Below are 25,145 nucleotides of genomic sequence, written 5' to 3'. Positions count from 1 at the left end.
TCAGTCTCAAGACTAAGTATCCTAAGGTGGACTATTCAACCGCCGAAATTGTCATGGATACCAAAATAATACATCACCGGGAATCTCGGTAGATGTCAAGCAAGTTGTCGCCTAAACATAGAAAAAATATCGTGCTTACCGCAACACCTTCTCATGACCTCCGACGGGTTTTTTTTGGATGCCCATTCTCGGCCATGAGAAACTGTTGCTCTTTTATAGATAAAATCAAGTCTTCTGGTCCGCAAAGACAATATCTGCGGTTTCTTTCCCATCAGTTGTTTTTCCTGGTGAATTGTTCCTCTTGTTTAAAGCCACTTCACCAATGTGCTTCCAATTTCTTGAAGTCCCGGTCCAGCGTTCCGGGTGAGAAGCCTTTGCCTCCAGATAGACCTGATGACGTTTTTCAAGGATTTCAATATCTTTTCGGTCATGTCTGTCTACTGGGGTTACAAAGCCAATACCGCTATGAAGATGCTCATTGTTGTACCATTGGGAAAATTTTTCTGCCCATTTTCGGGCACTGTTCAAGTCGTCAAAGGGATGTTCCGGGTATTCCGGCCGATATTTCATGGTCCGGAACAGCGACTCAGAATAAGGGTTGTCGTTGCTGATCCTGGGTCTGCTGAACGATGGAGCTACCCCCAGGGACTCCAGTTTTGCAAGCATGGTAAAGGCTTTCATTGGCCCGCCGTTATCAGAATGCAGAACCAGCTGATTCTTTTGCACTTTTTCTTGATGGCAGGTGTCTGTAATCAGAGCGGCTGCCAGCTCTCCAGATTCACAATCATAGACCTGGTATCCCACTGCTTTGCGGCTGTAGACGTCCATGATCATATAAAGGTAGAAAAAACGCCCTTTTACCCGGGCCGGTAAATATGTGATATCCCAGGACCATACCTGATTGGGGCCTGTGGCAATGTAAGCCTCCGGTCGTTTGCGGGCTCCTGCCTTGCTTGAGAGGCGGTGTTTGTTCATTTTCTGCTCTCTCAAAATTCTGTACATAGTGGCTTCTGAGCCCAGATAGATGCCCTGATCTGCAAGTTTGGGAACAATTTGGTGGGGATTGAAATCCCCAAATTCTGAGGATGTCAGCACATCCATGATTTGTGTCCTCTCTTTTTGGGATATCTTGTTCCCAGGCACAGCCCGGGAGCCTTTGCGGTGATCATTAAAGCCATGCTTTTCCCAACGTTGCACCGTTCGAAGCGGCAGCCCCAGAAGTTCTGCTGCCAGATGCTTTCGTGCACCAGCCTTACAGGCCTCCTGGGTCAGCATCAACGCCGTCTTTTTGTCGCCTTCACTGATCAATCGTCCCTGGGATCCCCCCAGATAAAGTTTGCTTTTTTTTTAAGAACCAGCAGGGCTGCCGTCTCGGCAAGTGCTTTATCCTTGCGGTTCAACTCTTTTTTCAGAGCAGCATTCTCCTTCTTTAACCGGGCAGTCCCTTTGACTCTAAGGGAGGCCTTGTTCGGGGTTAACAAGGAGAGGATGTCTTTTTTCCATTGTTCAAGGTGATGAGAAAAGATCCCTTTTTTACGGCACCAGGAAACACGCTCCCCTTCCGGCATGGCACCTGTTTCCATCAAAGCATTCAGTCGTTGTTCTACAGACCAGTCCTGGGGGCGTTTTTCTTTGTCAGTCAAATTTTCGATTCCGTTTTTTTTGTGGTTTTTAAGCCAGTAAGTCAAGGTGGACCGGCCGATACCGGCTTCGCTTGCTATTTCATGATGAGGTTTACCACCCATCAGTACTTTTTTTATCACAGCCTCTTTTGTTTGAATCGGGTATACCATAAAATCACCTCAATGCCCCCGGGTTTGATTTTCAATTGAGGCGACATCTATCCTGACACAGGGGGATCTGGACTAAAATTGACGCCAATCATCTTTGACTTTTTGACCTGTTGGAATACGAGGATTTTTTTATACCAGTAACTTTTCGCTTGACCGTCAAAAGGATTGTTGAGTATATGTGTACAATTTTCAACAACCCTATAATTCATGGAATAGCATCGTGGGCTTACAGACATTTATCAACTTTTATTTAAAGCTTTTTTTTATTCTTACCCCGTTCTTTGTGCTGTCTGCATTTCTCTCCCTTACCCGGGAGTTTCAAGATTTGGAAAAAAAGCAGATTGCCATCAAGGTGACTATTGCCGTGATGATCAGTTCGTTTGTGATCTATCTATTTGGAAAATATATTTTTGACTTGTTCGGGATCACGTTAGATGCTTTTAGGATTGGGGCTGGCACCATTTTATTTCTTTCTGCTCTATCCATGATATCAGGCAACAATGATACGGCAAGTCAGGGTAATGACCGAAATATTGCAGTCGTCCCCCTGGCATTACCTATCACTGTAGGCCCAGGTGTTATCGGTGTGCTTCTTGTCACAGGAGCCGAAGCAGGCTCTTACACGGAAAAACTCATCATCGGATCAGCTCTCTTTCTTGCCGTTGTAACGGTAGGATTAATCCTATACCTTTCAACCGGTGTGAAACGTCTGATCGGCGAGCAGGGCTTGATGATACTTCCAAAAATTACCGGGCTTTTTGTCTCAGCTATTGCCGCCCAAATCATTTTTACCGGGATTCAAAATTTTCTAAAGCTAAGCTGAACAAATGGAATTGAACTTTTTGCAAGCTCATGAAAAATGAATATGGTTTGGGTTTACTGACAGCTCTGTCCATTATTTCAGACGATTTCATGAACCTGAAACCCGTCTCAAAGATTTCGTAAACGGGAAAAAAGAACCAACAATCAAATGAAAAATTTTTATTAGGCACCAGTTAAGTATTATTATCCAAAGGTGGAGTGTTCAAAGCCTGGAATTGTTTAGGATACCAATCCAATTGTGAATTCTTTGGATGAAGGGATAAAGAACTGCCCGAATCAAGCCAAGGCTGTAAGGTTGTTTATGTAATTAAAGTGGACCCCATGTCAAGACCGATTTTTTCTTTTTTTTAAGCTACATTTTAAGTTTAATTTGCCCGCTAAAATGTCCCGATTCTATCAGATATGATGTATTGATTCCGGAGTTTTATATTTTAATGACTGGTGAAGCCTCTCCGTGTTATAAAATTTCAGATAATCTTTTAATGAGCTTTGAGCGTCTTTCATGCTCTGGTAGTCCTTTAAATAGACCTCTTCGTATTTAACTATCCGCCATAAGCGCTCCACAAAGATATTATCGAGTGCACGTCCCTTTGAATCCATGCTAATCTTGACATTGCTGTCTGTCAAAATCTTTAAAAAGTTTGTCGCTGTGTATTGGCTGCCTTGGTCTGTATTGAAAATTTCAGCTTTTGAAAAAGGTGCTGACAAACCGTGTCAAGATTAATTATCCTAATTGGAATTGTCAGGATACGTTCAAAATATCAACGATACAATTTCTAATCTTGATGTTGTCTTGTGATATCAGACAAGCTGAAAATAACGGCTTTAAAAAGACAGCACTTTTGGCTAGCAGTCCTGCCTTTTGAGACTTCAATAAAGAGAGTGGATTATCCCTGTAATTGTTCGCTTTCTTTAGATTTTTCTATTAAAATACTTGGCGTACCGCAATCTTCGATTTTGATGGTATGAGAATCAACAGAAGATAATCTGTTTTTAATTTTTGGTTATTTTCGGATAGTGGCAACCCTTCTTGCAAATTACCTGTTCAGATAATATCCTCCTGGCCTCGTTTATCTTGTGCCGGGTACACAAACTTGATATAAGGAAGAATCATCAATTATGATATTAAAGGAAACACAATATGCCTATTTTTGAATACCAATGCAAAAATTGCAAAAAAGAATTTGAACGCCTGGTCTTTGCCGGAGATGAAGGGAAGATCCTTTGCCCGGAATGCAAAAGTGCTGACATCAGCAAGAAAATGAGCGCTACCAGCTTCATGGGAGCCAGCATCGGTACCTGTGCCGCTGATTCACCCAAACAGTTTTCCTGAGCCGGTTAAAACCAATAGGCCGGTCGGCCTATCCACTACTGACACAAATCAAAAAGGAATCGCCCATGCACTGGTCTGATGCGGTTAACTCAAGTCTCGCCTGTATTGTAAAAATTGATACGCCCACCGGTCACGGTACCGGGTTTTTGTGTTTTTCAAATCCGGCAAAACCAATGATTGCCATTGCCACGGCAGGGCATGTGATTCACCATGCTGACAAATGGATGGAACCCATCCGGATCTATACCCATGATGGGTCAAAATCATTGCTCCTCAAGGCCGATGAACGCCACATCACCATGGGGAACCAATCTGACTCGGCACTCATTCTTTTTTCCAAGGACCAGAACCTGTTTGAAAACACCCCTCCCCTGCCCCTCCTGGACCAGGAATTTGTTCTCCGGGTCGGTACCCAGGTTGGCTGGATCGGATTCCCCACCCTGGAACCGGACACCCCCTGCTTTTTTTCCGGAATGATATCTGCCCGAAAGAACAACGCCTACCTTATTGACGGCGTTGCCATCAATGGTGTCAGTGGCGGACCGGTCCTCTATGTGGATGAGCAGGAAGAAACCCGTGTTGTGGGAACTGTATCTGCCTATAGAATGAACAAAGCCACCAAAGATACCCTTCCAGGTCTTCTCATCGCCCAGGACCTGTCCTTGTTCCATGATGTGCTCACCCATATCCGGACAGTGGAAACAACAGCTGCCAATATGCCCCTGCCTTGATAAAATAGGCGTTGGCATCCCCATGACCTAACCTGTGTTTTCATCTGTCACACCCATTTGATCCAGGTCTGTCTCATTTATAATAGACTGCTTATGTTTAATATTGCGCGAAATTAGCTTGCATATCAAAAATTTTGATTTACTATATGAATCATATTTGCCAACAACATCATAGATGGAGAAAACAACAATGATCCAGCCCCCTAAAAAAATTTTGTTTGCATCTGACCTGTCCACGGACATGAAGCAGGTGTTTGAACATGCCGCTACCATAGCCGCCTATTCACAATCAGAGATAATCGTCCTCCATGTCATGGAAGAAGCCAGTAAAAGCTCCGAAAGACTTGTCAAAATAGCTTTTGGAGAAAAACTATACCAGGACATCAAGAATGGACATCGAGACGGCGCGAAAAACCTGCTCATCGGAAAAAACGTGGATGCCCTTAGAATCCGCCAGGCAATTGCCGGTTTTTTCAAAGGGGAAGACAACAAAGCCAACCCCATTGACAACAACTCTCCCATTGCAAAAATTCTGGTGACAGAAGGTAAATCCATTGCCAATGAAATCACATTAACGGCAACGGATGAAGACTGTGATATCATCGTCATTGGGTGTAAGCAGCAGGGAATGCTCGCCGGAGCCATGGGGGACCATGTGGTCCGGAAAGTATTAAAAAGAACCAGTGTTCCGGTCTTTGTCGTTCCCTTTAGCCTGTAACACCATCACGCCGGACCGGGAAACAAAATTTTCTCACCTGTTCAAGATAGGGGGCCATTCCACGAAAAAAAATATCATTGTGGTTGGCCCCTTTTATTTCCAGCAAAAACTTTACATCGGACGGGCAGGCATCGTACAAGGCCTGACCCTGGGAAAACGAAATAAGATGGTCAAACTGGGCATGGATAATTAAACAGGGGCATACGACGCTTTTTATTCTGTCCAGATTTTCAAATCCCTGTTCTTCTTTAAATCCCATTAAAACAGGATCTATCCCCAGGGTGCGCAGCAAGGGTGCGGCCAGAGCAAAACCACTTTCAATGATCAGACTCTGGAGAGGAAACACTGAATTTGACCCAAGCTCCAGGGCCGGCGCACTGCCAAGGGAGCGCCCCATGACACAAACAGGGCCTGTCATCTGTTTTTTTTCCATATAAGAGGTCAAAAAATCCAATTGGATATGACAGTCTGCCATCATGGAAGAAAAAGTGGGATGCCCTGTGGAATTGCCATACCCCCGATAATCCACCACAAAAAAATTCACCCCGATATCAAGAAAGCAAACGCCGATTTCATCGTAGTCAGACACAATCTCGCCATTGCCGTGGAAAAAAAGAATCACCGGGGCGTCGCGATGTTTAAAATGAAAAGAGGCGCCCACTTCCACCCCCTGACCCACGGATATCATCAAATCATCCCGCTCCCCATGGGGTACCCTGCCCAAATCTTGTTTCCGGGGATGAAACAAAGACTGTAGAACACCGGGTTGATCCAGCACTGCATAATTTTGAAATTTCGTCATGGCATTTCTCCTTTACGGATGTTGATTCTGATGGTTGAGTGTCCGGGGCTACTCTTTTCCCCTGGCATAGGCAATGCCTGCCCCGGCAAAAGCTATCATGGCGCCGAACCCCATTACCTTTTGAAAACTTATCATAAAATAGGGGACCATGGCCGGGGTATAGTTGTCCAGCCCCACCCCCTGTGTCAAGTGGGTAAAAGAACTGGTGAAAATAGTAGTGGCAAGGGCCACGCCCATCACCATACCCAGATTTCTGGCAGTGGCAACTGCACCGGAGGCAATCCCCCGTCTTGCCATGGGCACCGCCCCCATGATGGTCGTATTATTGGGGGACACAAACAATGCCGTCCCCACACCGGCCAGCGCCATTCGCCACAAAATAGCCAAGGTCTCCATTCCAGGAAAAAGAGAAATGAGTGACACGAGAGACAGGCCCAGCAGCACCATCCCGAATGAACATAAAAGCCTTGAACCAAGCCGGTCCGCCAGGCCGCCCGCCACAGGAGAGATAAATAAAAGAAAAACAAAGGGCACAATCATGATACTCCCTGTCTTTCCGGCGGAAAACCCACAGGGATAGGTCAGATAAAAGGGCATCATAAAAACGATGGTAAAAAGCGCGGCAAAAAGAAGTCCCGAAGTCACAAGGGGCAGGACAAAAAGCCGGATCTTAAGCAAATCAAGATCAAACAAGGGATGTGCACAACGCCTGGCATTGATGATAAAGCCGACACCGGCAAGACCTGCCATCATCATACAACCGACAAACCTGAAGGACAAAATCCCCCATGTGGTCACCTGTGTCAACCCCAGAATCAAACTGGAAAGCCCTATTATCATGGTTAGACTGCCGACTGAATCCAGGGGTTCCCGGGATCCTTTGCCCCCGGGAATGGTTTTAAGCAAAAAGCCACCGGCAATGGTTGCCGCAATCCCAATGGGAATGTTGATATAAAAAATATACCGCCAGGACAGGTACTCCAAAATAAATCCGCCTGCCACAGGACCCAGGGTAAGCCCTGCAGCCACCACAGCCCCAATCATCCCCAAGGCACGGCCCCGCTGTTCTTTTTCAAACACATCCACAATCAATGCAGGGGAACAGGCCATGAGCATGGATGCCCCTGCCCCCTGGACCACCCGGGCCGTCACCAGGAACGAGACCGTGCTTGCCACCCCGCACAAGAAAGATCCCAGGGTGAACACCAGGAACCCCGCCACATATATAAGCCTTCGTCCTTTAATGTCCGAAAGCCGGCCAAAGGTCAATAAAAGGGAAGAAACCGTCAGAAGATAGATGACCACCACCCATTGAATGGTGGAAATATCAGTGGCCATCTCCTGCATGATATAGGGGAGGGCAACATTAACGATGCTCGAGTCCAGGGTTGACATAAAAATTGAGACGGCAACCAAGGAAAAAATTTTCCATTTTTGATTATAAACCAATACACTCCCCCATTCCATTCTTTAGATAATCAAAAGATTATGTTATATAATACAGGTTGACAAGGAAAAAACAATTAACGAGGAAACCATGGCCACAATTAAAGATATTGTATTGATCCATCTGGAAGATTCACCTGTTTCATTTGCCAGGGTTGAAAGCATTTTACCCGATCCCAAACAAGACTGGTACCAGATTAAATTGCTCATGCTTCAGATTCCGTTACAGGTGGTAACCTGGATATTAAAAGATGCGTATATCAATGGAGATGAGTTTCATATGAACGGCAAAAAAATGAAACTTCAAACCGTTGAATGCCCGGCTGAAGACCTGCCCATACCCACCCCGGCGAACAGGTCAGATCAACCAAACTCCACGCGTACCCCCCTAAAAAAAACAGAACCTACAGATGCCAAAATCATTTCTTTTGCAGACCTGAAAAACAGACAAAAAGACCATGGGCCAGACCCAGCGTAAGATCATATCGGCATCGAGGAGAACCGATATTCCCGGATGGTATACGCCCTGGTTCCTGGACCAGATCCAACAAGGGTATTTCACCATCAAAAACCCCTATAACAAGGTGGTTCGAACGGTGGATGCCCGACCCGAGAATATCCATTCCATTGTTTTATGGTCCAAAAATTTTGGCCCTTTTCTGGATCTTGGTGCAGACCAGATCCTGACAAAAAAGGGATATCACCTCTATTTTAATTTCACCATTAACTCCCGGGTGCCGCTTCTGGAACCGAAACTGCCGAATCTGTCCGAGAGGCTCCACCAGGCAAGGCTTTTGTGCGAAAGATTTGGACCGGACAGTATCTCCTGGCGATTTGATCCCATCTGTTTTTATAGAATCAACACCCAACAGCTTAAAAACACCCTGGGCGATTTTACCCTGATTGCCGATGCCCTTGCCAAAATAGGAATCACCCGGTGTGTCACCAGCTTTTACGATGGATATAAAAAGGTTTCGGCCCGGGCCTCATATTTATCGTCCCGGGGCAATCCCCTTGTTTCCTTTGTTGACCCTAGTCCAAAGGACAAAAAGCGGGTGATTGGGCGAATGGCAGATCGTCTGGAACAAAATGGGATGACCCTGCATCTGTGCTGTGAGGCCGCTTTATTTAACAGCCTTGAAAAGGAGACCACGGTTAGACAAAACGCCTGTATAGATGGAAAACTTCTTAAACGCCTCCATGGGGGGAACCCCGAGACCAGACGAGACTATGGACAACGGTCCAAACAAGGATGCAAATGCAGTAAGTCCATCGACATCGGCTCCTATACGGACCACCCCTGTTTTCATAATTGTTTGTTCTGTTATGCAAACACCGGCATTGATACCCAGATTCAACAAGGCAGATAATGATAAAGATCAAAGATCTTGAAATTCACGGCAAAACTTTTTTGGCCCCCTTGGCCGGCATCACAAATTTACCCTTCAGACAGCTTGTAAAGGAATGCGGATGTGCTGTGGTCTGCTCGGAAATGGTCAGTGCAAAGGGCATTTTTTATAATTCTAAAAACACCCTGACCCTGATGACCTCCCAGGCGGCTGAACGCCCCCTGTCCGTCCAATTGTTTGGATCCGAACCAGAATCCATGGCCCAGGCAGCCACATTTGTCGAAGAGATGGGGGTGGCCGATATCATTGACATCAATTTTGGCTGCAGCGTAAAAAAAGTGGTAAAACAGGGGGCAGGCGTAGCCCTGATGAAGGAACCCAAAACCAGTGAAGCCGTTTTAAGGGCCGTCCGGAAAGCCACCACCCTTCCTTTAACCATCAAAATAAGATCTGGTTGGGATGGGTCCGGCCTTCAGGCCTTTGCCCTTGCCGACATTGCCCAGGATGCCGGGGTGGATGCCATCGTCCTCCATCCCAGGACTGCGGCACAGGGTTTCAAAGGCCTTGCAAACTGGGACCATATCCAGCAGCTAAAGGAGACCCTGACGATCCCTGTCATCGGCAATGGGGACATCAACTCAGTTGAGGATGCGGCCAGAATGTTCGCCCAAACAGGTTGTGACGCGATCATGGTGGGGCGGGCAGCCATGTCCAACCCCTATCTTCTGTCCCAGATAGAAGAATATGTGAACAAGGGAACATATAAAGAACCAAAACCAGACGAAATATTCCGAAAAATGGAACGTTTAATTGATTTATATGTGGCTTATTTCGGGGAAGCACATGCGGCAAGGATGCTCAGGGGAAGGCTCGCCTGGTTTGTAAAAGGATTGCCAGGATGTTCCTCTTTTAGACGAGACCTGGCCCAGATAGAAACATCCGGCCAGGCCATGGACCTCATCAAGGCATATGAAACCCCCAATGAAGATTAATCTTATTTTTTTATAATTAATTTTTTATATACTGTGCAGTGGCAAGGGAGCTGACGCCGCCCCGGGGGGTAAATTCTCCGGTAACGTTCATGCTGAGCGGTGCGAGGACCTCAACCAGGTCGTCTAATATTTTATTAATGACATGCTCATAAAACATACCCACATTTCTGTACTATTTTGACCTATCATTTTTTTGACCGGTATGGTATCATAAAGATTAAATTGTTTCAATTCAATTCAATGGGTGGTCCAGAAAGGCCCTGTCCAAGAAAAACCAGGGGAGATAATCGTCTTGGTTCCACTCATAAAAAAAGCTTGACAAAGGCATTCAGAAAAAGGATAACTACCGGAATTTCGTAAAAATGCTGATAGATAAAAATCCCGCAGGTTCGCTTTCGATTCACGCTCGAATTACAGGGTTGAAATTCTAAGCACTAACATTGTCAGGCATCAATTCAGCCGACAGATATTATATAAGATCCCAAGGAGGATATTAATTAAATGAACGACTTTTTGCAAAGCCTTCGTAATGGTCAGGCAGAAAAACCGCGCACACCCAAAACACGGAAAAATTCTGACACATCATACCAATACAACAACAATTCCAGATTCAATTCCTATGGTGGGGGCGGTGGGTATCAAAACACCCGGAGCCATCAGATGAAACGCCACCAATCCCAGGGCAGCCCCCAGCAGATGGGCAACCAGATTCCAGCTGAAGATGCAAACATAACCCTGCTGGCCGATATCCTGGATAACCTTTCCAACCATGTTGAGACCCTGGTAAAAAACCAGGATTATATGGTCAACATCCAGGAAAGAACAGCCGACATGCTCGAACGGCAGGCCATTGCTATTGAACGTATTGCTGCCCATTTAAACCTTGACCCGGCACTGGATAGGCCCATGGATAGGCCCCATACCGATCCAGATGCACAACCGGCATTTGAAAACCATTATACGACTTCCCGGGAACCGGAAGAAACAACAGAAGACAACCTGGGAAATAGTTGGGAAGAACCTGTCTCAGCACCTTTTGTAAAACCTGTTGTAAAAGAGGCAAAAAAAATCCAGGCACCCCCTTCGGTCAAAAAAGCCGACACGGGCAAACCGGTTTTAAGAAAACGCAGAAAAATAGTAGCAAAAGAAATCGTTGTGCCCAAAACCACCCTGGCAAAAGCACCTACAAAAAAATCACCAAAACCATCAAGGTCGCCGAAATTACCAAAAACAACGGTATCACCAAAAACAATGGTATCACCAAAAACAATGGTATCAACTGATGCGAAACTAATGCCCCGGGATGCCATAATGGGTATCATCGAGAGCATGCGAAAAGACGGTGCCACATTTGATCAAGTTGCCAAACGACTGGTTGACTTGGGACAACCGACTTTTTCAGGCCGTGGAGAATGGCATGCCCAGACCATCCACAGGCTTTGCAGCAAAAAATAAATTGGATACCAATTAAAGTATAAACAAACAGCGGGAAAACTATTCCAGGCTTTTCCCGCTGTTTATTTTCTTAAGCGCTCCATATACCCGTCCCATTCAGCGGGCAGCAAACTACTTTTTTGGGTGTTGCATTCCTTGCAGCAGGGAACCAGATTGAATTTTTCAGATCGTCCCCCCCGGCCAATGGGGATAATATGATCCATGGTCAGCTCTGCCGGGAGAAAACGCCCCTGGCAATAGTGACAAACCCCAAGGGATATTTTTCGCTTCCACCACTGGCTTGCCCTTATTTTCCGGGCACGGGCCCGTTCTTTTTTTACAGCCGCCTCATCCATAAAGGTAAATGGGTCCAACCCTAGTACCCGAACTCGTTCAAGGCCTTTGCATTGCTGATCCAGTCCTTTGTCACTTTGACAAACAGCTTGAGCAGCACCTTAGATCCCGTCATCTTCTCAATATCAATTCGTGCTTTGGTGCCGATCTGGGTCAGCATGGACCCTTTTTTCCCGATGATAATCCCCTTTTGGGAATCCCTCACCACATGGATACTGGCATGGATGACGATGAGTTTTTTTTCCACATCAAAGGCATCCACGGTGACAGCACTTGAATAGGGGATCTCCATGCCGGTCAACCGAAACACCTTTTCGCGTATAATTTCTTTGACCATAAATTTTTCAGACACATCGGTAAAGGTTTCCTCCGGGTAAAGCCTGGGACCTATGCTCAGGGAAGATTCCACTTCTGTCAGCAATTGATCCACCTGGATATTTTTCTTGGCTGATATCGGGATAATCGCATGGAAATCAAACAGATCCTTAAATTCTTCCACAAGGGAAAAAACCTGGGCCTTTTGCGCCAGATCAATTTTATTCAAGGCCAGGATAACAGGTTTACCCGTTTTGTTCAATTGGGCAACAATAAGCTTTTCCGAAGAAAAATTGCGGGAGGAGGCATCCACCATGAACAAAACCACATCCACATCGGCCATGGCCAGCATGGCCTGGTCCACAATCCGCTTGTTTAAGAGGGTGTTACTTTTATGAATCCCAGGGGTATCCACAAAAATTATCTGGGAATTAGGTCTGTTCACAATCCCCAAGATTCGGTCCCGGGTGGTCTGGGGCTTTTTAGAGGTAATGGAAATCTTTTGACCCAGCACCTGATTGAGCAAAGTGGATTTACCCGCATTTGGCGCCCCGATAATACCCACAAATCCCGAACGTGTTTCTTCTTTCATGCAACCCCCTTTATTCATTATGCCAGCCGATAAGATGTTTGATTTCATCCAAAACCGTCTCCCTGCCCTGACGGGTTTTGGTTGAAAAAAGGATCACCCCCTGCTCTTCCCGGTTCAGCTGGGAACAAATGGCAGCACGCCTTTTTGCCTGTTTTGTTTTGGACAATTTGTCTGCCTTGGTCAATATGATCAAATAAGGCGTCCCATGGGACTCCAGCCATTTTACCAGATCAAACTCCTCTTTTCCCGGATCCCTTCGGATATCGATGAGCAGCACCAATCCGAAAAGACTGGCCCGCTTGGCGAGGTAGAGTTCCACCATGGGCTGCCACTGGGCCCTGATTTTTTTGGATACCTTGGCATACCCGTATCCGGGCAGATCCACAAACGAGACATCCCCATTGACCAGAAAAAAATTGATCAACTGGGTACAGCCTGGCTTGGAACTGGTTTTTACCAGGCCTTTGCGCTGGATCAGCGTATTGATCAGAGAGGATTTTCCCACATTGGAACGGCCGGCAAAGCCAATTTCCGGAAAATCGTATTCTGGATACTGATCCGGTTTAACAGCACTTTTTACAAACTCAACATCTTTAATTTTCATAGATTTCTTTACCCATGGTATACATTAACCGGTATACTTTAACCGATATCCTTTAACCGTCGTATTCTTTTAAATAGGTTTCCATCCGGTCCATGCCCTTGATCAGATTTTCCATGGAATTCGCATAGGAAAACCGCAAATATCCTTCCCCGTTGGCACCAAAATCAATCCCCGGTGTCACCCCGATGTGGGCTTTTTCCAGGATATCAAAGGCGAGGGAATAGGAATCATGGGAAATATGCTTGGCATTGACAAAAACATAAAAGGCACCGGTGGGTTCCACCTTTATTTTAAACCCCATGGCCTTTAACCGGCCGATCACATAAAGGCGACGGGTATTATAAATTTGCCGCATCTCGTCAGTTTCTCGTTTGGCATCGGTCAGGGCAGCAGCCCCGGCCAGCTGGGCCACGGAATTGGCACAGATGAAAAAATTTTGCTGGAGTACCTGCAAAGGTCTTACAAAATGGGGAGGGGCAATCAAATACCCCAGGCGCAGGCCGGTCATGGCAAAAAGTTTTGAAAACCCGTTGAGCACAAAGGCCTTGTCGGTAAACTCCAGTATGGAATGTTCCTGGCCTTCGTATACCAGCCCATGGTAGATCTCATCTGAAATAATATACAGCCCGTGGGACTCGGCCACCGCGACAATCTCCGCCATCCTCTCTTTAGGGATCACATTTCCCGTGGGGTTGGAAGGGGAATTAATAAAAATAGCTTTGGTTCTTGGGGTTATGGCAGCCTCAATGGCCTCAGGCGTATAAACAAAGCCTTCATCCTCAACCACCTTTACCTTTACCGGAACTCCCTGGACATAATTAATAAAATTGGCATAACAGGCATAGTGGGGATCAGAAATAATAATCTCATCACCGGGATCCACCAATGCGGAAAAGAGCAAAAGCATGGCAGGAGAGGTCCCCGAGGTAACCAGAATCTGCCCCGGGTCCACCGTCGTATTATAGGTGTCCTTGTGATAGCGACTGATGGCATCCCGAAGGCGTATATCCCCCAAACTGTGGGTATAGCAGGTTTCATTCCGGGCGAAGGCCTCCATACTAACCCTGTTGACGCATTCTGGCACACTGAAATCAGGTTCCCCGATTTCCATGTGCACCACCTCAATTCCCTGGGCCTCCATTTTGTGAATCTTTTCTAAAATATCCATCACAATAAAAGGGGTAATATTTTCACAACGCCTTGCAATCGTCATTTTATAACACCTTGTTCAAAGGATATTCTATAATGCCTTCAGCCCCTGCCTTGAGCAGCTTTGGAATCAAATCCCTGACAATCTGTGTCTCGACGATACATTCCACGGCAAACCAGTCCGACTGATACAGGGGCGAAACAGTGGGGCCGTTGAGACTGGGCAGCAGGGCAACAATCTTGGCGATTTTATTTTCCGGCACATTCATCTTAATTCCCACCAACTTGTCAGCCACCAAAGCGGCCTGGAGCAGCAGGGCAATCTGCTCGATCTTCTCCCGTTTCTTGGGATCTTCCCAGGCCTTTTTATTGGCAATGAGCTGGGTGTTGGTTTCCATGACCACGTGAATCACCCGCAGGTTATGGGCTTTGATGGTGCTCTCGGTCTCTGTAATTTCAACAATGGCATCGGCAAGACCCGATACGATTTTGGCTTCTGTGGCCCCCCAGGAAAATTTTACGTTTACATCAATATTTCGCTCCTTAAAAAAGCGTTTGGTAAACTGAAGCAATTCCGTAGAAATGGTTTTCCCGGCCAGATCTTCCAGGGTTTTGATGGGAGAATCATTTGCAACGGCAACTACCCACCGCGCACATCGGGCACTGACCTTTGAATAGATAAGGTCGGTGACCACATGGACATCGGATCTATGTTCCGCCACCCAGTCAAGCCCTGTTAACCCTGCATCAATGACACCGGCTTCAACATTGATGGACATTTCCTGGGCGCGACACAACGCGCATTCGATAGCATCATCGTTAATATCGGGGAAATAGCTCCTGCCTTCCACAGTAATCTTCCACCCTGACCGTCTGAACAGGTCAATGGTTGCATTCTGGAGACTCCCCTTGGGAATGCCCAATTTCAGTATTTTTTCCATTATTTATACACCTTATTTATTTATAAACCGTGTCAGGGTCAAACACCCTTTTCTCTACAATTTTCAATTCATTATTTTCAATTCGTGTAAAAAAACAACTTTTATAACCTTTATGGCAAGCGGCACCGCCCACCTGTTCCACCTTTAGCAGAATGGTATCATGGTCGCAGTCCACCCGGATTTCCTTTACCTGCTGGACATGCCCCGAGGTTTCCCCTTTTTTCCACAGGCTTTGCCTGGAACGGCTAAAATAGGTTGCCTTACCCGAAGCCAGAGTTTCATTGAAAGATGCCTGGTTCATATAGGCGAGCATCAAGACTTCACCGGTGTTGCAGTCCTGGGCAATGGCAGGAATCAATCCCTTGCCCTTTTTAAAATCAAGTTCAAAATCAAGTGTGACCATGACGATTCATCATTTCCTTATATTCATAGTATTAAAACCTTTTTATTTAACTGTTTTCATTAAAAAAGTCAATTCATATATGGCCGTAAAATAGAGCGATCCCATACAAATCACCATAAAAGGCAAAAAAATATAAATCATATTTTAGCAGATTTTAAATCAAAGCGTGTTGGATGGATAAAAAAGAAGGTGGTTATTTAATTTTGAGATTTGATGCAGAAAAACACTTAATAACGGGTGGAAAATTAAAATTTTGTTTGTAGCTTTCGTCTATCGTCGCCTTTGCGCCGGCTGGGTCTAAACGACAAACTTACGATTACACCATCCCTTACACTTTTTCTCCGGTCTCTCTTAAGTTTTCTTCTGTCACGTTTGAATTTTCGAAAAAATGTCTTTCTTCTCTCTTGAAAACCCTCTATCTTTTTAGGAGACTCGGTCAGGTGCTTTTTAATAGGGGTTATTTTTTGATCTAATGTCATAATCAATACCTCATGATGTTATTTTTAAACTTCCCACTTTCTCTTTTAATCGTCAAAAATTGTGATCAACTTTAATTCTCTTAAATTAAATTTTCCGTTAATGCCCCTGGAATCGGGCCGCCATTCTTATTGCCATCCGGGACGTTATCTGGTAATAAGCTATTAAAAATAGTCAATTTTAATAAAACTATAGGGTGTTATGGTAAACAAAAAAAGTAAATCCGAAGTCCTGAAAAAAAGAGCACGAAAAAAAGAAAACAGCCTCATTTTCACTTTTTTCAAATGGAGCCTTGTCGGATTCATCATTCTGATAGTCCTTGGGGGTGCCGGGATCACAGGGCTCTTTGTTTACCTGAGCCAGGACCTGCCCAAGATCAACTCCTTAAATGATTACCGCCCGGCAACGGTTACCAGTGTTTTCTCGGATGACGGCCGAAAAATCGGAGAGTTTTACAAGGAACGACGAATCGTCATCCCCCTCGCCCAGATGCCGAAAAATCTTATCAACGCCTTTGTGGCGGCAGAAGACTCCAGATTCCGGACACACCCGGGTATTGATATCAAATCCATTCTCAGGGCGTCCATTAAAAATTTTAAAGCCGGCACCATTGTCCAGGGAGGCAGCACCATCACCCAGCAGGTGACCAAATCTTTTTTGCTGACCCCGGAAAGGACCTTTAAGCGAAAAATAAAAGAAGCGATGCTGGCCTACAAGATTGAAAAAAAGTTCACCAAGGACGAAATTCTCTATCTGTATTTGAACCAAATTTATCTGGGCCATGGTGCCCATGGGGTAGAAGCGGCCTCGGAAAACTATTTTGGAAAACATACAAAGGACCTAAGCCTTGCAGAATGCGCCATGCTGGCCGGCCTTCCCCAGGCCCCGAGCAGATATTCCCCCTTTAGATTTCCAGACCGGGCCAAACAGCGACAAATTTACACCCTGAACCGGATGAAAGAAGAGGGAATGATCACCAACCTATCGGTGACAGAAGCCATTGATACGAAGCTGGATATCAAGCCCCGTAAAAATTGGTTTATCGAACGGGTACCCTGCTATACAGAACATGTCCGCCGGTATGTGGAAAAAAAATATGGAAAAGATGCCCTGTACAACCAGGGTCTTAAAATCCATACAGCCGTCAATATAGAGTTGCAAAAAATTGCCAGGGCTGCCGTTGGCAAAGGCTTGATGGAACTTGACCAGCGAACCGGCTACAGGGGGCCGGTCAAAAACATTTCCGCGCTTCAGGTGGAAAGCTTTTCCAAGGCGATAGCAGAAAAGATCAATACCAATCTTCTTGAAAAGGAAACCATTTACCAGGGAGTAGTCCTGGCAGTGGATGATGAAAACAAAGTGACCCGTGTCAGGGTCGGTGACTTCCACGGCCTCATCCCTTTAAAGACAATGGCCTGGGCAAGAACCCCGAATCAGAAGCTTGCCTATTACGAGACATCTGTTAAAAATCCGTCCCAGGTTTTAAAGTTGGGGGATGTCATCCTCGTTCAAGTGGTCAATGAAGTGGTGGAAGACAATGAGTATGAATTTGCCCTGTATCAGGAACCCATTGCCCAATCAGCCCTATTGAGCATTGAAGCGGAAACAGGACACGTCAAAACCATGATCGGGGGAAGAGACTACAGCGACAGCCAGTTTAACCGGGCATACCAGTCCCGGAGGCAACCGGGATCCGCTTTCAAGCCCATCATCTATGCGGCTGCTCTGGACAAGGGATACACAGCCGCCAGCGTGATTGTTGATTCCCCGGTTGTTTTTGAAGACACCGAAAGGGATTTTGTCTGGAAACCCCGTAACTACAAAGAAAAATTTTTTGGCGACACCCTTTTCAGGGAAGCCCTTGTCCATTCGCGAAATGTGGTTACCATCAAAATCCTCCAGGATATTGGTATTGACTATATCATTGATTATGCAAAAAAACTGGGCATCACCTCGGATATCAGCCACGATCTGTCCATTGCCCTTGGGTCTTCAGGGGTTTCCCTCCTGGAACTTGTGAATGCCTATTCTGTTTTTTCCAACCTGGGATATTTAATTGAACCGGTATTCATCACCAAGATATATGACCGGGACGGAAACCTCCTCGAATCCTCAAAACTTGTCCGGAAAAAAGTAATTGATATGGGCACCGCCTATATCATGACCAATATCATGGAAAGTGTCATCCGCTCAGGAACCGGACGACGGGTAAAAGCATTGAAACGCCCGGTGGCCGGAAAAACAGGAACCACCAACAATTTGTTTGACGCCTGGTTCCTGGGGTATACCCCCAGATACACCACAGGCGTATGGGTGGGCCTTGACCAGGAAGCTCCCCTTGGCAAAGGAGAAACCGGTTCCAGGGCGGCCAGTCCCATCTGGCTGGACTATATGCAGAACGCTTTAAAAGGCAAGCCGGCCAGGACCTTTAACGTACCCGAAGGCATCGTATTTGCCAAAATAGATGCAAAAACCGGACTACTTCCCATAGAAGAGTCTAAAAAAACCATTTTTGAGTGTTTCAAGGAAGGCACCATTCCCACACAGTTTACCCCGAAACCCAATGCCAAATCCGACTCTGAGGATCTGTTCAAGGAAAACATCTAAACAAACCCTCTGAAGCTCAGACATAATCAGACCTGGAATTTTCAGTCCTGGGGCTCAGTCCTGGGGCTCAGTCCTGGGGCTCAGTCCTGGGGCTCAGCCCTGAAGATCAGACAAGGGGCTCAGCCCTGAAGATCAGACAAGGGGATGCGCGTTTTTTATATCTACCTTCCCGGACAAGAGGCCATCATTGGTCTGAATGGAAAAGACAATCCCGGGATAGGCCCTGGCCAAGCGCTCAAGATTGCTGTTTTTATTCCCGCGAAGGCGGGACTCAAACCGGGGATGGACCGAGAGACAAATAGGGTGCCCCAGGGTGCCCTGGTCGGACAACAAAAAAGTTTCAAGTTTTTCGCACACCTGGTCATAGACAAGGGCTGACAGGACCAAATGGCCAAATGCCGGGTGCCATGGCCCTGCCAACACCTGGGTTTTATCCTCCATCATCTCAGATGCCTGGAGGCCCATGCGGATAACCTTCACATGGGCATGTTCAAATATCTTAACCATTTCTTTTACCAGGCCGACACTTTGATCCAGGCCCAGGGGGGTATAACTGCCGTCCTGATACCATCGGGCCAAAAGGCTTCCCTCAAGAACCATCAGGGGGTAAATCCGGGCCACATCCGGCGCCAGATCTGCAACCTGCCGGGTACTTTCGAGCAGTTGCTCTTCGGTATCCCCAGGCAGCCCCACCATGACCTGGACGCCTACCTTAAGCTTATACTCTTTTAACAGACCAATGGCCTGGCAAGTATCAAAACAGGTATGGCCACGGTTGGCTTTTCTAAGCACCGCATCACTCATGGACTGAACCCCCAGCTCAACCAACGTGACCCCATAGGGGGCAATCAGGTCAAGCTTTTGTTTTGTAATGGTGTCCGGCCGGGTGGAGCAACGAATGCCGTGGATGGAATGATTTTCTATATAAGGCGCTATTTTTTCCAATAACCTGACAATTTCCAAATCGGGAAGCCCCAGAAAAGTACCGCCGAAAAAAGCCAGTTCCACCCGGGAACGATGGCCCCTATAGCCCAGATACTGACCAATAATTTTGTCAATTTCCTGGGAACTTGGCAAACACCTTTTCTGACTGGTAATGATCGCTTGATTGCAAAAGGCGCATTGATGGGGACAGCCGGAATGGGGAATAAAAACCGGAATAACCAGAAGGGAGTCCATACCCTGTTCTATTCCTTTTGGTGGTGCACGATCTTAAGCGCATTTTTGGCAGCGTCCTGCTCTGCCGCTTTTTTGGTTTTTCCAATCCCCCTTGCCCGTATATCCGCCAATTCAAGGCAAATCTCAAAAATCTTATCATGGTCAGGCCCCATTTCTTTGACCACAACATAGCGGGGGGTCTTACCAAAGGTCTCCTGGGCATATTCTTGAAGAGAACTTTTATAATCCATGGTATGGAAGTTGAACAATGCCCCTTGAATGGCATCTTTAAAAACCGCGGCCACCATCCCATGGGTTTTATCAAAACCGGCATCCAGATAGACGGCTGCAAACAGCGCTTCAAAGGCATCGGAAAGGATGGAATCCTTGTCTTGACCGCCGGAAAGAAACTCTCCCTTTCCCAGTTTGATAAACCTTCCCAGGTCTATACTGCGCCCCATTTGTGCCAATCCTGGTTCACTGACAAGATTTGACCGAAGTTTTGACAATTCCCCTTCTTTTTTCGATGGGCTTTTTTCCATTAGAATATGCCCAACGCAAAGCCCCAACACAGCATCACCCAGAAATTCAAGGCGTTCATTGTCACAAGGGCAGATTTCCTGATTCTCGTTCACATAGGACCTGTGGCACAGGGCATTGTCAAGTAGGGACCGGTCCTTAAATTGGTAGTCAATGTTTTTTTCCAGAATCTCCAATCGCGGTGGAGAATTGACACGGGCAAGTCTTTTCATCAGGGCCTTGAAAACAGGATACCCCACTCGAAGATTGTCCTTGCCCCGGCCCAATTTAACCCCCTGGTTAAAACGACCGTGAAAATCGGATCCGCCGGTTGCCAGAAGCTTCCTTTCCTGGGCAAGGGTTTTAAGGTATTCCCGTTTTTGGGGGTCATGGTCTGTGTAAAAAACTTCAATGCCCTGGAGACCAAATTGCGTCAGCAACTCCACAAAGGATTCAAGTCCCCTGGAGCGATTAAATTCCAACAGACCGGGATGGGCCAACACGGGTAGCCCTCCGGCATCAAGGATGATGTGGATGGCCTCTTCACAAGAGATTTTGAACTTTTCCACATAGGCGGGCTTGTCCTTGCCAAGATAGGTGTCAAAGGCCTCACGAAAACTTTTAACAACCCCCTTTTCCTTCATCAGCTCTGCAATATGGGGCCGCCCGGTCTGGTCTGCACCAAACCTTTCGGCCACTTCGGCCAGGCTGATATCAACGCCTAGCTCGTTCAAGCGTTCAATAATCATAGGGTTTCGCTCATCCCTTGACCTGACCGCCTGTTTCAAAACCTGATTCAGCCGTCGATCATACACGGAAAATCCATACCCCAGCAAATGGACACTGCCGATGCTTTTAAAGGCTTCGGGCGGTTCACAGGAAATTTCAACCCCTGTAATGAACTCCATGGGGTATTGAGAAATGTTATCTTGGATTTCTTTGATTCCGGCAATGGAATCATGGTCGGTGAGGGAAATAGCCCTGACGCCAGCAGCGTGTGCCAGCGCCAGTATTTCTAGGGGAGAAAAAGACCCATCCGAAGCAGTTGAATGTATATGCAGATCAATCACAACGGGTTCAACAGCACCTATTAGATTCCAAGTGCTTTCTCCATATCCTCTTCACGGGTTTTGCAGTCAATGCACTGGGTGGTAACCGGTCTTGCCTTGAGCCTTTCAATGGAGATTTCTTCTTCACAGGTATCACATCGCCCAAAGGTCCCATTTTCAATACGAACCAGGGTCTTTTTAATTTTTTTAATTAATTTATGTTCCCTGTCCCGGATACGAAGCTCAAAACTTCTCTCTGCCTCATGGGATGCTCGATCCGTGGGATCAGCAAAATTTTCCTTGGGTTGTGTCATCCCGGTCACCGTATCATCGGCATGGGAAAGCAGCTCAGCAAGCCTTTGGTCAAAAGGTTTTTAAAAAATTCCAGGTCTTCTTTTTTCATGATCGCCGTCCTTCATTTAAATGTCCTTCGAACATCAGAAACAATTATTATACCAACTCATCTGACAAAGTAAAGAATTTAATACACTGATTCCTATAGAATTTGCAAGCAAATTAATAATCCCTTTTTAGTAAAAATAAAGGTGAGCATGAAAATTTTGGAATGAATAATGCGAATCCCCCCCCCCTCCCTAATTTTCCTTCTTGGAAAAATAAAGGTTCACAAGGGCCAGCAATGAAGTTCCCCCAATCATGAGAACAGAGATGGCATTGATCACAGGGGTGCTGCCGTCCCGGACCTGGAGATACAGGTTGATGGGAAGGGTTGCCTGGGAACCCACCAAAAACAAAGTGGTATTAAAATTTTCAAAGGACATGAGAAACGAGACGGCCATGGCCCCCAAAATAGCGGGTCTTAAAAATTTCAGGGTGATATGCAAAATGGTTTCAAATCGTGTCGCCCCCAGGTTCATGGCAGCCTCTTCCAGGGTGGGATCAAATTTTTTAAGCCTGGCAGAAACAATCAGGGTTACAATGGTGGTGATGAATGAAAACTGGCCCAGGACCACCAGCCAGAACCCCGGCCGAAAAAGACCCACATCAATCCCCAGATGGGTTTCAAAAAAAAGCCCCAGGGTATTGGAAAAAAGCAGAATGGAAATACCCAGGATAACACCGGGAATGACAAGGGGTGCCAGCATCAAAAAAAACAGCAGGGATTTAAAGGGAAAGTCTTCCTGTTCAAATAAAAAGGCCCCCATGGTGCCCACAAAGGTGGACAAGATAGATACAAAAAAAGCCACCTTAAAACTGACCCATATACTGTCCAGGTTGATCTGATCGTTAAATATGCCGATTCTTTCCAGGCTATTGCCCGTAAACCATTCCAGGGTAAACCCTTTCCAGGGAAGGGAGGGAAACATGGAATCGTTAAAGGCCAGGACGCAGGTAACGGCCAAGGGAGCGAAAAGAAAAACAAAATATAGAATCACGTAGAGCCTGAAGCCCCTGGAATATGTTTTGGTCTGGGGAATATTTCGTATCATTGGGCCACCTTGCCCAGACGCTGGTTTGTCAGTTTAAGTCCCAGCCAGATAATACCCGATGAAAGAATCAGCAGCAGGAACCCAAAGGCAGACCCCTGATTCCAGTTAAAACTGGCAATAAACTGATTATAGATCTGTTCAGTGAACCAGAGACCATTTTTCCCCCCCAGAAGATTGGGGGTCAGATAATTGCCCAGGGTCAGCATGAACACCACAATGGAACCGGAAACAATGCCGGGAAGGCAATGGGGGATCACAATTTTTCTGGCAATGGACCAGACATTGCCCCCCAAATCATAGGCCGCTTCAATCAAATTGTTGTCCAGGCTTTCCAGGGCCGATAACAGAGGCACCAGCATGAACAGCATGGAAGTGTAGACAAGCCCCATGACCATGGTCACATCATTATAGAGCATTTCAATGGGCTGTTCCAAGAGGCCGAATTTAATTAAAAAATGGTTAATGATGCCGCTTTCCCGCAGGAGGATCATCCAGCCGTAAACCCGGACAAGCTCACTGACCCAAAAGGGCATGAGAACAAGAACGGCCAAAAAACCCTGAAATTTGGGAGAAACCACCTTGGTGATGTAAAAGGCTACGGGCATGGTAATCAGAAAGGTCAAAAAAGTCACCAGCACAGAAAAAGTTGCCGTTCGTGCAAAGGTTCTCCAATAAATGGGTTCCATGAAAAACAATTTAAAATTACCAAGGGTAAACCCCATCACCCCCAGCTCATCTTCAGCCCGAATGGCCATGATAAACATATCCACCTGGGGAAGCAAAATCAGCAGGGTCAACCAGACCAGTACAGGCGTAATAAAAACAAGAAGCCCCCAACGGATATGACTCATAGGGCCACCTTTTCATTTTCCACTCGTTTGGCAAACATCATACCCGACTCCGGGCTCCATCCCGCCTCAACCCTGTTACCCGGCTCAATGTGATCAAATTGCCGGGTCTGGGGAAGGGATATCTGGATTTCCCGGTCAGATTCCGGCAATTGTGCAAGGATTCTGCTGTTTGCACCATCAAAGAGAATGGATTTTACAATAATATGAAACCGATTCAAGGCCTCAATGGCGGGATCTGGTTCCAAAACAATGGATTCGGGTCGCAGGAAAAGATCGATATCATCCCCTGAGTTAATCCGGCCCTGGATAACCACTTTAAAGGCCTGGCCCTCGGGGGTCATGATGGAAGCCACCTGCTGGCCCTGAAGGTTTTCAGTGGCAGTCACCTTTGCCCCCCATTGGTTGTTTTCGCCGACAAAACTTGCAACAAATGGGCTGGACGGTTTTGCATACAAATTTCTCGGGGTATCCACCTGTTCAAATTTTCCCTTGTTCATCACCGCCACATGATCTGACATGACAAGGGCTTCTGACTGGTCATGGGTAATATAAACAAAGGTGGTCCCCACCTGGGTTTGGAGGGTTTTGAGCTCAATTTTCATTTGCTCCCGCAGTTTCAGGTCCAGGGCACCCAGGGGCTCATCAAGGAGAAGAACCGCTGGCTCCAGGATCAGACTCCGGGCAATGGCAACCCGCTGCCGCTGCCCGCCGGACAATTGGTCCACCTTTTTTCCCTCAATCCCCGGCAGCCCCACCCGTTCCAGAATTTGGGCCGTTTTCCTTTGAATTTCCTGGCGTTTTTCCCGTCTACGCTCAAGGCCAAAGGCGATGTTTTCTCCCACATTCATCATGGGAAAGAGAGCTAGGTTCTGGAAAATTAGATTGACCGGCCGTTTATTGGGCGGGATCCCGGCCATTTTTTTCCCATTGATCTCAATGGTTCCGCTGGTGGGTTCAAAAAATCCGGATATCATCCGCAACAGAGTGGTTTTTCCACATCCCGAAGGCCCTAAAATTGAAAAAAATTTTCCTTTTTCTACATCAAAGGAAACACTGTCAACGGCTGTGAACTCTTGAAATTTTTTAATCACCCGAACAACTGAAAGATCTGTTGGCATTTTAGTCCTGACCTGAATAATAGTAAAAAAAATGGCCCTGGGGCTAACCAAGCCCCCTCCATGGCAAATAATCAACCGGAAGACCTGAGGGAAACCCCCGTAGCTCTCCCGGCCATTGTGCTTATAACGATCCCCCCCCT

General features: G+C 46.5%; 25 protein-coding genes and 2 pseudogenes. 9 read left to right on the top strand and 18 right to left on the bottom strand.

Translation table 11 applies throughout. From position 1 onward, the window contains the following. Window positions 1-225: 225 nt before the first annotated feature. Window positions 226-1,308: an IS3 family transposase gene (locus ACZ45G_RS03390; protein ID WP_464174964.1), complete on the bottom strand. Its 1,083-nt coding sequence runs from the start codon at window positions 1,306-1,308 to the stop codon at window positions 226-228. Further along, a complete protein-coding gene (locus ACZ45G_RS03385; protein ID WP_464174963.1) occupies window positions 1,305-1,793 on the bottom strand; it encodes a transposase in 489 nt (162 codons plus the stop codon). Before ACZ45G_RS03385 ends, ACZ45G_RS03390 begins: the two co-directional genes overlap by 4 nt. Window positions 1,794-2,013: 220 nt before the next feature. Here ACZ45G_RS03385 and ACZ45G_RS03380 point away from each other — a divergent pair, with 220 nt between their 5' ends. Beyond that, on the top strand, window positions 2,014-2,616 hold the full coding sequence (locus ACZ45G_RS03380) for a MarC family protein (protein ID WP_464175263.1): 603 nt from the start codon (window positions 2,014-2,016) through the stop codon (window positions 2,614-2,616). Window positions 2,617-3,020: 404 nt separating this feature from the next. Here the strand turns inward: ACZ45G_RS03380 and ACZ45G_RS03375 are convergent. Next, window positions 3,021-3,299: pseudogene (locus ACZ45G_RS03375) on the bottom strand (transposase); the annotation flags it as partial. Window positions 3,300-3,756: 457 nt separating this feature from the next. On the opposite strand from ACZ45G_RS03375, the gene ACZ45G_RS03370 reads away from it, so the two are divergent. From ACZ45G_RS03370 to ACZ45G_RS03360, 3 genes are all read left to right on the top strand, one after another. Then, window positions 3,757-3,948 (top strand): FmdB family zinc ribbon protein, encoded by a 192-nt coding sequence (locus ACZ45G_RS03370; protein WP_464175262.1) that lies wholly within the window; start codon window positions 3,757-3,759, stop codon window positions 3,946-3,948. Between the two features lie 65 nt (window positions 3,949-4,013). Then, the gene (locus ACZ45G_RS03365) at window positions 4,014-4,679 is read left to right on the top strand and encodes a S1 family peptidase (RefSeq protein ID WP_464175261.1); all 666 of its coding nucleotides are present in this window, start codon (window positions 4,014-4,016) and stop codon (window positions 4,677-4,679) included. A gap of 190 nt (window positions 4,680-4,869) precedes the next feature. After that, window positions 4,870-5,397 carry a universal stress protein gene (locus tag ACZ45G_RS03360; protein ID WP_464175260.1) on the top strand — a complete coding sequence of 176 codons (528 nt, stop codon included), beginning with the start codon at window positions 4,870-4,872 and terminating at the stop codon, window positions 5,395-5,397. On the opposite strand, the gene ACZ45G_RS03355 is transcribed toward ACZ45G_RS03360, so the two are convergent. Then, complete coding sequence (locus ACZ45G_RS03355; protein ID WP_464175259.1) at window positions 5,387-6,199, bottom strand: alpha/beta hydrolase; 813 nt, start codon at window positions 6,197-6,199, stop codon at window positions 5,387-5,389. The two genes, ACZ45G_RS03360 and ACZ45G_RS03355, sit on opposite strands and share 11 nt — an antisense overlap. A 48-nt stretch (window positions 6,200-6,247) precedes the next feature. Beyond that, window positions 6,248-7,648, bottom strand: a complete 1,401-nt coding sequence (locus ACZ45G_RS03350) for an MFS transporter (RefSeq protein WP_464175257.1) — start codon at window positions 7,646-7,648, stop codon at window positions 6,248-6,250. Window positions 7,649-7,736: 88 nt separating this feature from the next. Between ACZ45G_RS03350 and ACZ45G_RS03345 the strand changes: the two genes are divergently transcribed. The 3 genes from ACZ45G_RS03345 to dusB are packed head-to-tail and all read left to right on the top strand — an operon-like array spanning window position 7,737 to window position 9,986. Next, window positions 7,737-8,123: a hypothetical protein gene (locus ACZ45G_RS03345; RefSeq protein ID WP_464175256.1), complete on the top strand. Its 387-nt coding sequence runs from the start codon at window positions 7,737-7,739 to the stop codon at window positions 8,121-8,123. Next, a complete protein-coding gene (locus tag ACZ45G_RS03340; RefSeq protein ID WP_464175255.1) occupies window positions 8,104-9,015 on the top strand; it encodes a DUF1848 family protein in 912 nt (303 codons plus the stop codon). Before ACZ45G_RS03345 ends, ACZ45G_RS03340 begins: the two co-directional genes overlap by 20 nt. Next, on the top strand, window positions 9,015-9,986 hold the full coding sequence (dusB, locus tag ACZ45G_RS03335; RefSeq protein WP_464175254.1) for a tRNA dihydrouridine synthase DusB: 972 nt from the start codon (window positions 9,015-9,017) through the stop codon (window positions 9,984-9,986). The genes ACZ45G_RS03340 and dusB overlap by 1 nt, the downstream gene beginning before the upstream one ends. 16 nt (window positions 9,987-10,002) lie before the next feature. Here the strand turns inward: dusB and ACZ45G_RS03330 are convergent, their stop codons facing one another. Further along, window positions 10,003-10,149 carry a hypothetical protein gene (locus ACZ45G_RS03330; RefSeq protein WP_464175252.1) on the bottom strand — a complete coding sequence of 49 codons (147 nt, stop codon included), beginning with the start codon at window positions 10,147-10,149 and terminating at the stop codon, window positions 10,003-10,005. A 338-nt stretch (window positions 10,150-10,487) separates the two neighbouring features. Between ACZ45G_RS03330 and ACZ45G_RS03325 the strand changes: the two genes are divergently transcribed. Beyond that, entirely contained in the window at window positions 10,488-11,441 is a 954-nt protein-coding gene (locus ACZ45G_RS03325) for a hypothetical protein (protein ID WP_464175251.1), read from the top strand. Window positions 11,442-11,503: 62 nt separating this feature from the next. Here ACZ45G_RS03325 and ACZ45G_RS03320 read toward each other — a convergent pair whose 3' ends face one another. Genes ACZ45G_RS03320 through hisI form a run of 6 tightly spaced genes read right to left on the bottom strand, consistent with a single transcriptional unit; the run spans window position 11,504 to window position 15,778 of the window. After that, window positions 11,504-11,794, bottom strand: coding sequence for an HNH endonuclease (locus ACZ45G_RS03320; RefSeq protein WP_464175250.1), 291 nt, complete (start codon window positions 11,792-11,794; stop codon window positions 11,504-11,506). Between the two features lie 2 nt (window positions 11,795-11,796). Continuing rightward, window positions 11,797-12,681: a GTPase Era gene (gene era / locus ACZ45G_RS03315; RefSeq protein ID WP_464175249.1), complete on the bottom strand. Its 885-nt coding sequence runs from the start codon at window positions 12,679-12,681 to the stop codon at window positions 11,797-11,799. A gap of 10 nt (window positions 12,682-12,691) precedes the next feature. After that, entirely contained in the window at window positions 12,692-13,285 is a 594-nt protein-coding gene (gene yihA / locus ACZ45G_RS03310; RefSeq protein WP_464175248.1) for a ribosome biogenesis GTP-binding protein YihA/YsxC, read from the bottom strand. A gap of 52 nt (window positions 13,286-13,337) precedes the next feature. Next, the gene (locus ACZ45G_RS03305; RefSeq protein ID WP_464175246.1) at window positions 13,338-14,498 is read right to left on the bottom strand and encodes a pyridoxal phosphate-dependent aminotransferase; all 1,161 of its coding nucleotides are present in this window, start codon (window positions 14,496-14,498) and stop codon (window positions 13,338-13,340) included. 1 nt (window position 14,499) lies between these two features. Next, a complete protein-coding gene (gene hisG, locus ACZ45G_RS03300; RefSeq protein WP_464175245.1) occupies window positions 14,500-15,375 on the bottom strand; it encodes an ATP phosphoribosyltransferase in 876 nt (291 codons plus the stop codon). 16 nt (window positions 15,376-15,391) lie between these two features. After that, window positions 15,392-15,778 (bottom strand): phosphoribosyl-AMP cyclohydrolase, encoded by a 387-nt coding sequence (gene hisI / locus ACZ45G_RS03295; protein ID WP_464175244.1) that lies wholly within the window; start codon window positions 15,776-15,778, stop codon window positions 15,392-15,394. A gap of 678 nt (window positions 15,779-16,456) precedes the next feature. On the opposite strand from hisI, the gene ACZ45G_RS03290 reads away from it, so the two are divergent. Next, complete coding sequence (locus ACZ45G_RS03290; RefSeq protein WP_464175243.1) at window positions 16,457-18,862, top strand: penicillin-binding protein 1A; 2,406 nt, start codon at window positions 16,457-16,459, stop codon at window positions 18,860-18,862. Window positions 18,863-18,994: 132 nt separating this feature from the next. Here ACZ45G_RS03290 and ACZ45G_RS03285 read toward each other — a convergent pair whose 3' ends face one another. The 6 genes and pseudogenes from ACZ45G_RS03285 to ACZ45G_RS03260 form a co-directional block, all read right to left on the bottom strand. After that, window positions 18,995-20,041 carry an elongator complex protein 3 gene (locus ACZ45G_RS03285; RefSeq protein WP_464175242.1) on the bottom strand — a complete coding sequence of 349 codons (1,047 nt, stop codon included), beginning with the start codon at window positions 20,039-20,041 and terminating at the stop codon, window positions 18,995-18,997. 8 nt (window positions 20,042-20,049) lie between these two features. Next, window positions 20,050-21,609, bottom strand: coding sequence for a ribonuclease III (gene rnc / locus ACZ45G_RS03280; protein ID WP_464175240.1), 1,560 nt, complete (start codon window positions 21,607-21,609; stop codon window positions 20,050-20,052). Between the two features lie 20 nt (window positions 21,610-21,629). Continuing rightward, window positions 21,630-21,991, bottom strand: a pseudogene (gene dksA / locus ACZ45G_RS03275) (RNA polymerase-binding protein DksA). A gap of 190 nt (window positions 21,992-22,181) precedes the next feature. Next, window positions 22,182-23,036: an ABC transporter permease gene (locus ACZ45G_RS03270; protein ID WP_464175239.1), complete on the bottom strand. Its 855-nt coding sequence runs from the start codon at window positions 23,034-23,036 to the stop codon at window positions 22,182-22,184. Then, a complete protein-coding gene (locus tag ACZ45G_RS03265; RefSeq protein WP_464175237.1) occupies window positions 23,033-23,887 on the bottom strand; it encodes an ABC transporter permease in 855 nt (284 codons plus the stop codon). Before ACZ45G_RS03265 ends, ACZ45G_RS03270 begins: the two co-directional genes overlap by 4 nt. After that, on the bottom strand, window positions 23,884-25,005 hold the full coding sequence (locus tag ACZ45G_RS03260; protein WP_464175236.1) for an ABC transporter ATP-binding protein: 1,122 nt from the start codon (window positions 25,003-25,005) through the stop codon (window positions 23,884-23,886). Before ACZ45G_RS03260 ends, ACZ45G_RS03265 begins: the two co-directional genes overlap by 4 nt. Window positions 25,006-25,145 lie beyond the last annotated feature (140 nt).

The organism is Desulfoconvexum algidum (assembly GCF_055382125.1).
Note: the sequence above shows the minus strand (reverse complement) of the source record. Positions and strands in the feature narration are given on the sequence as shown.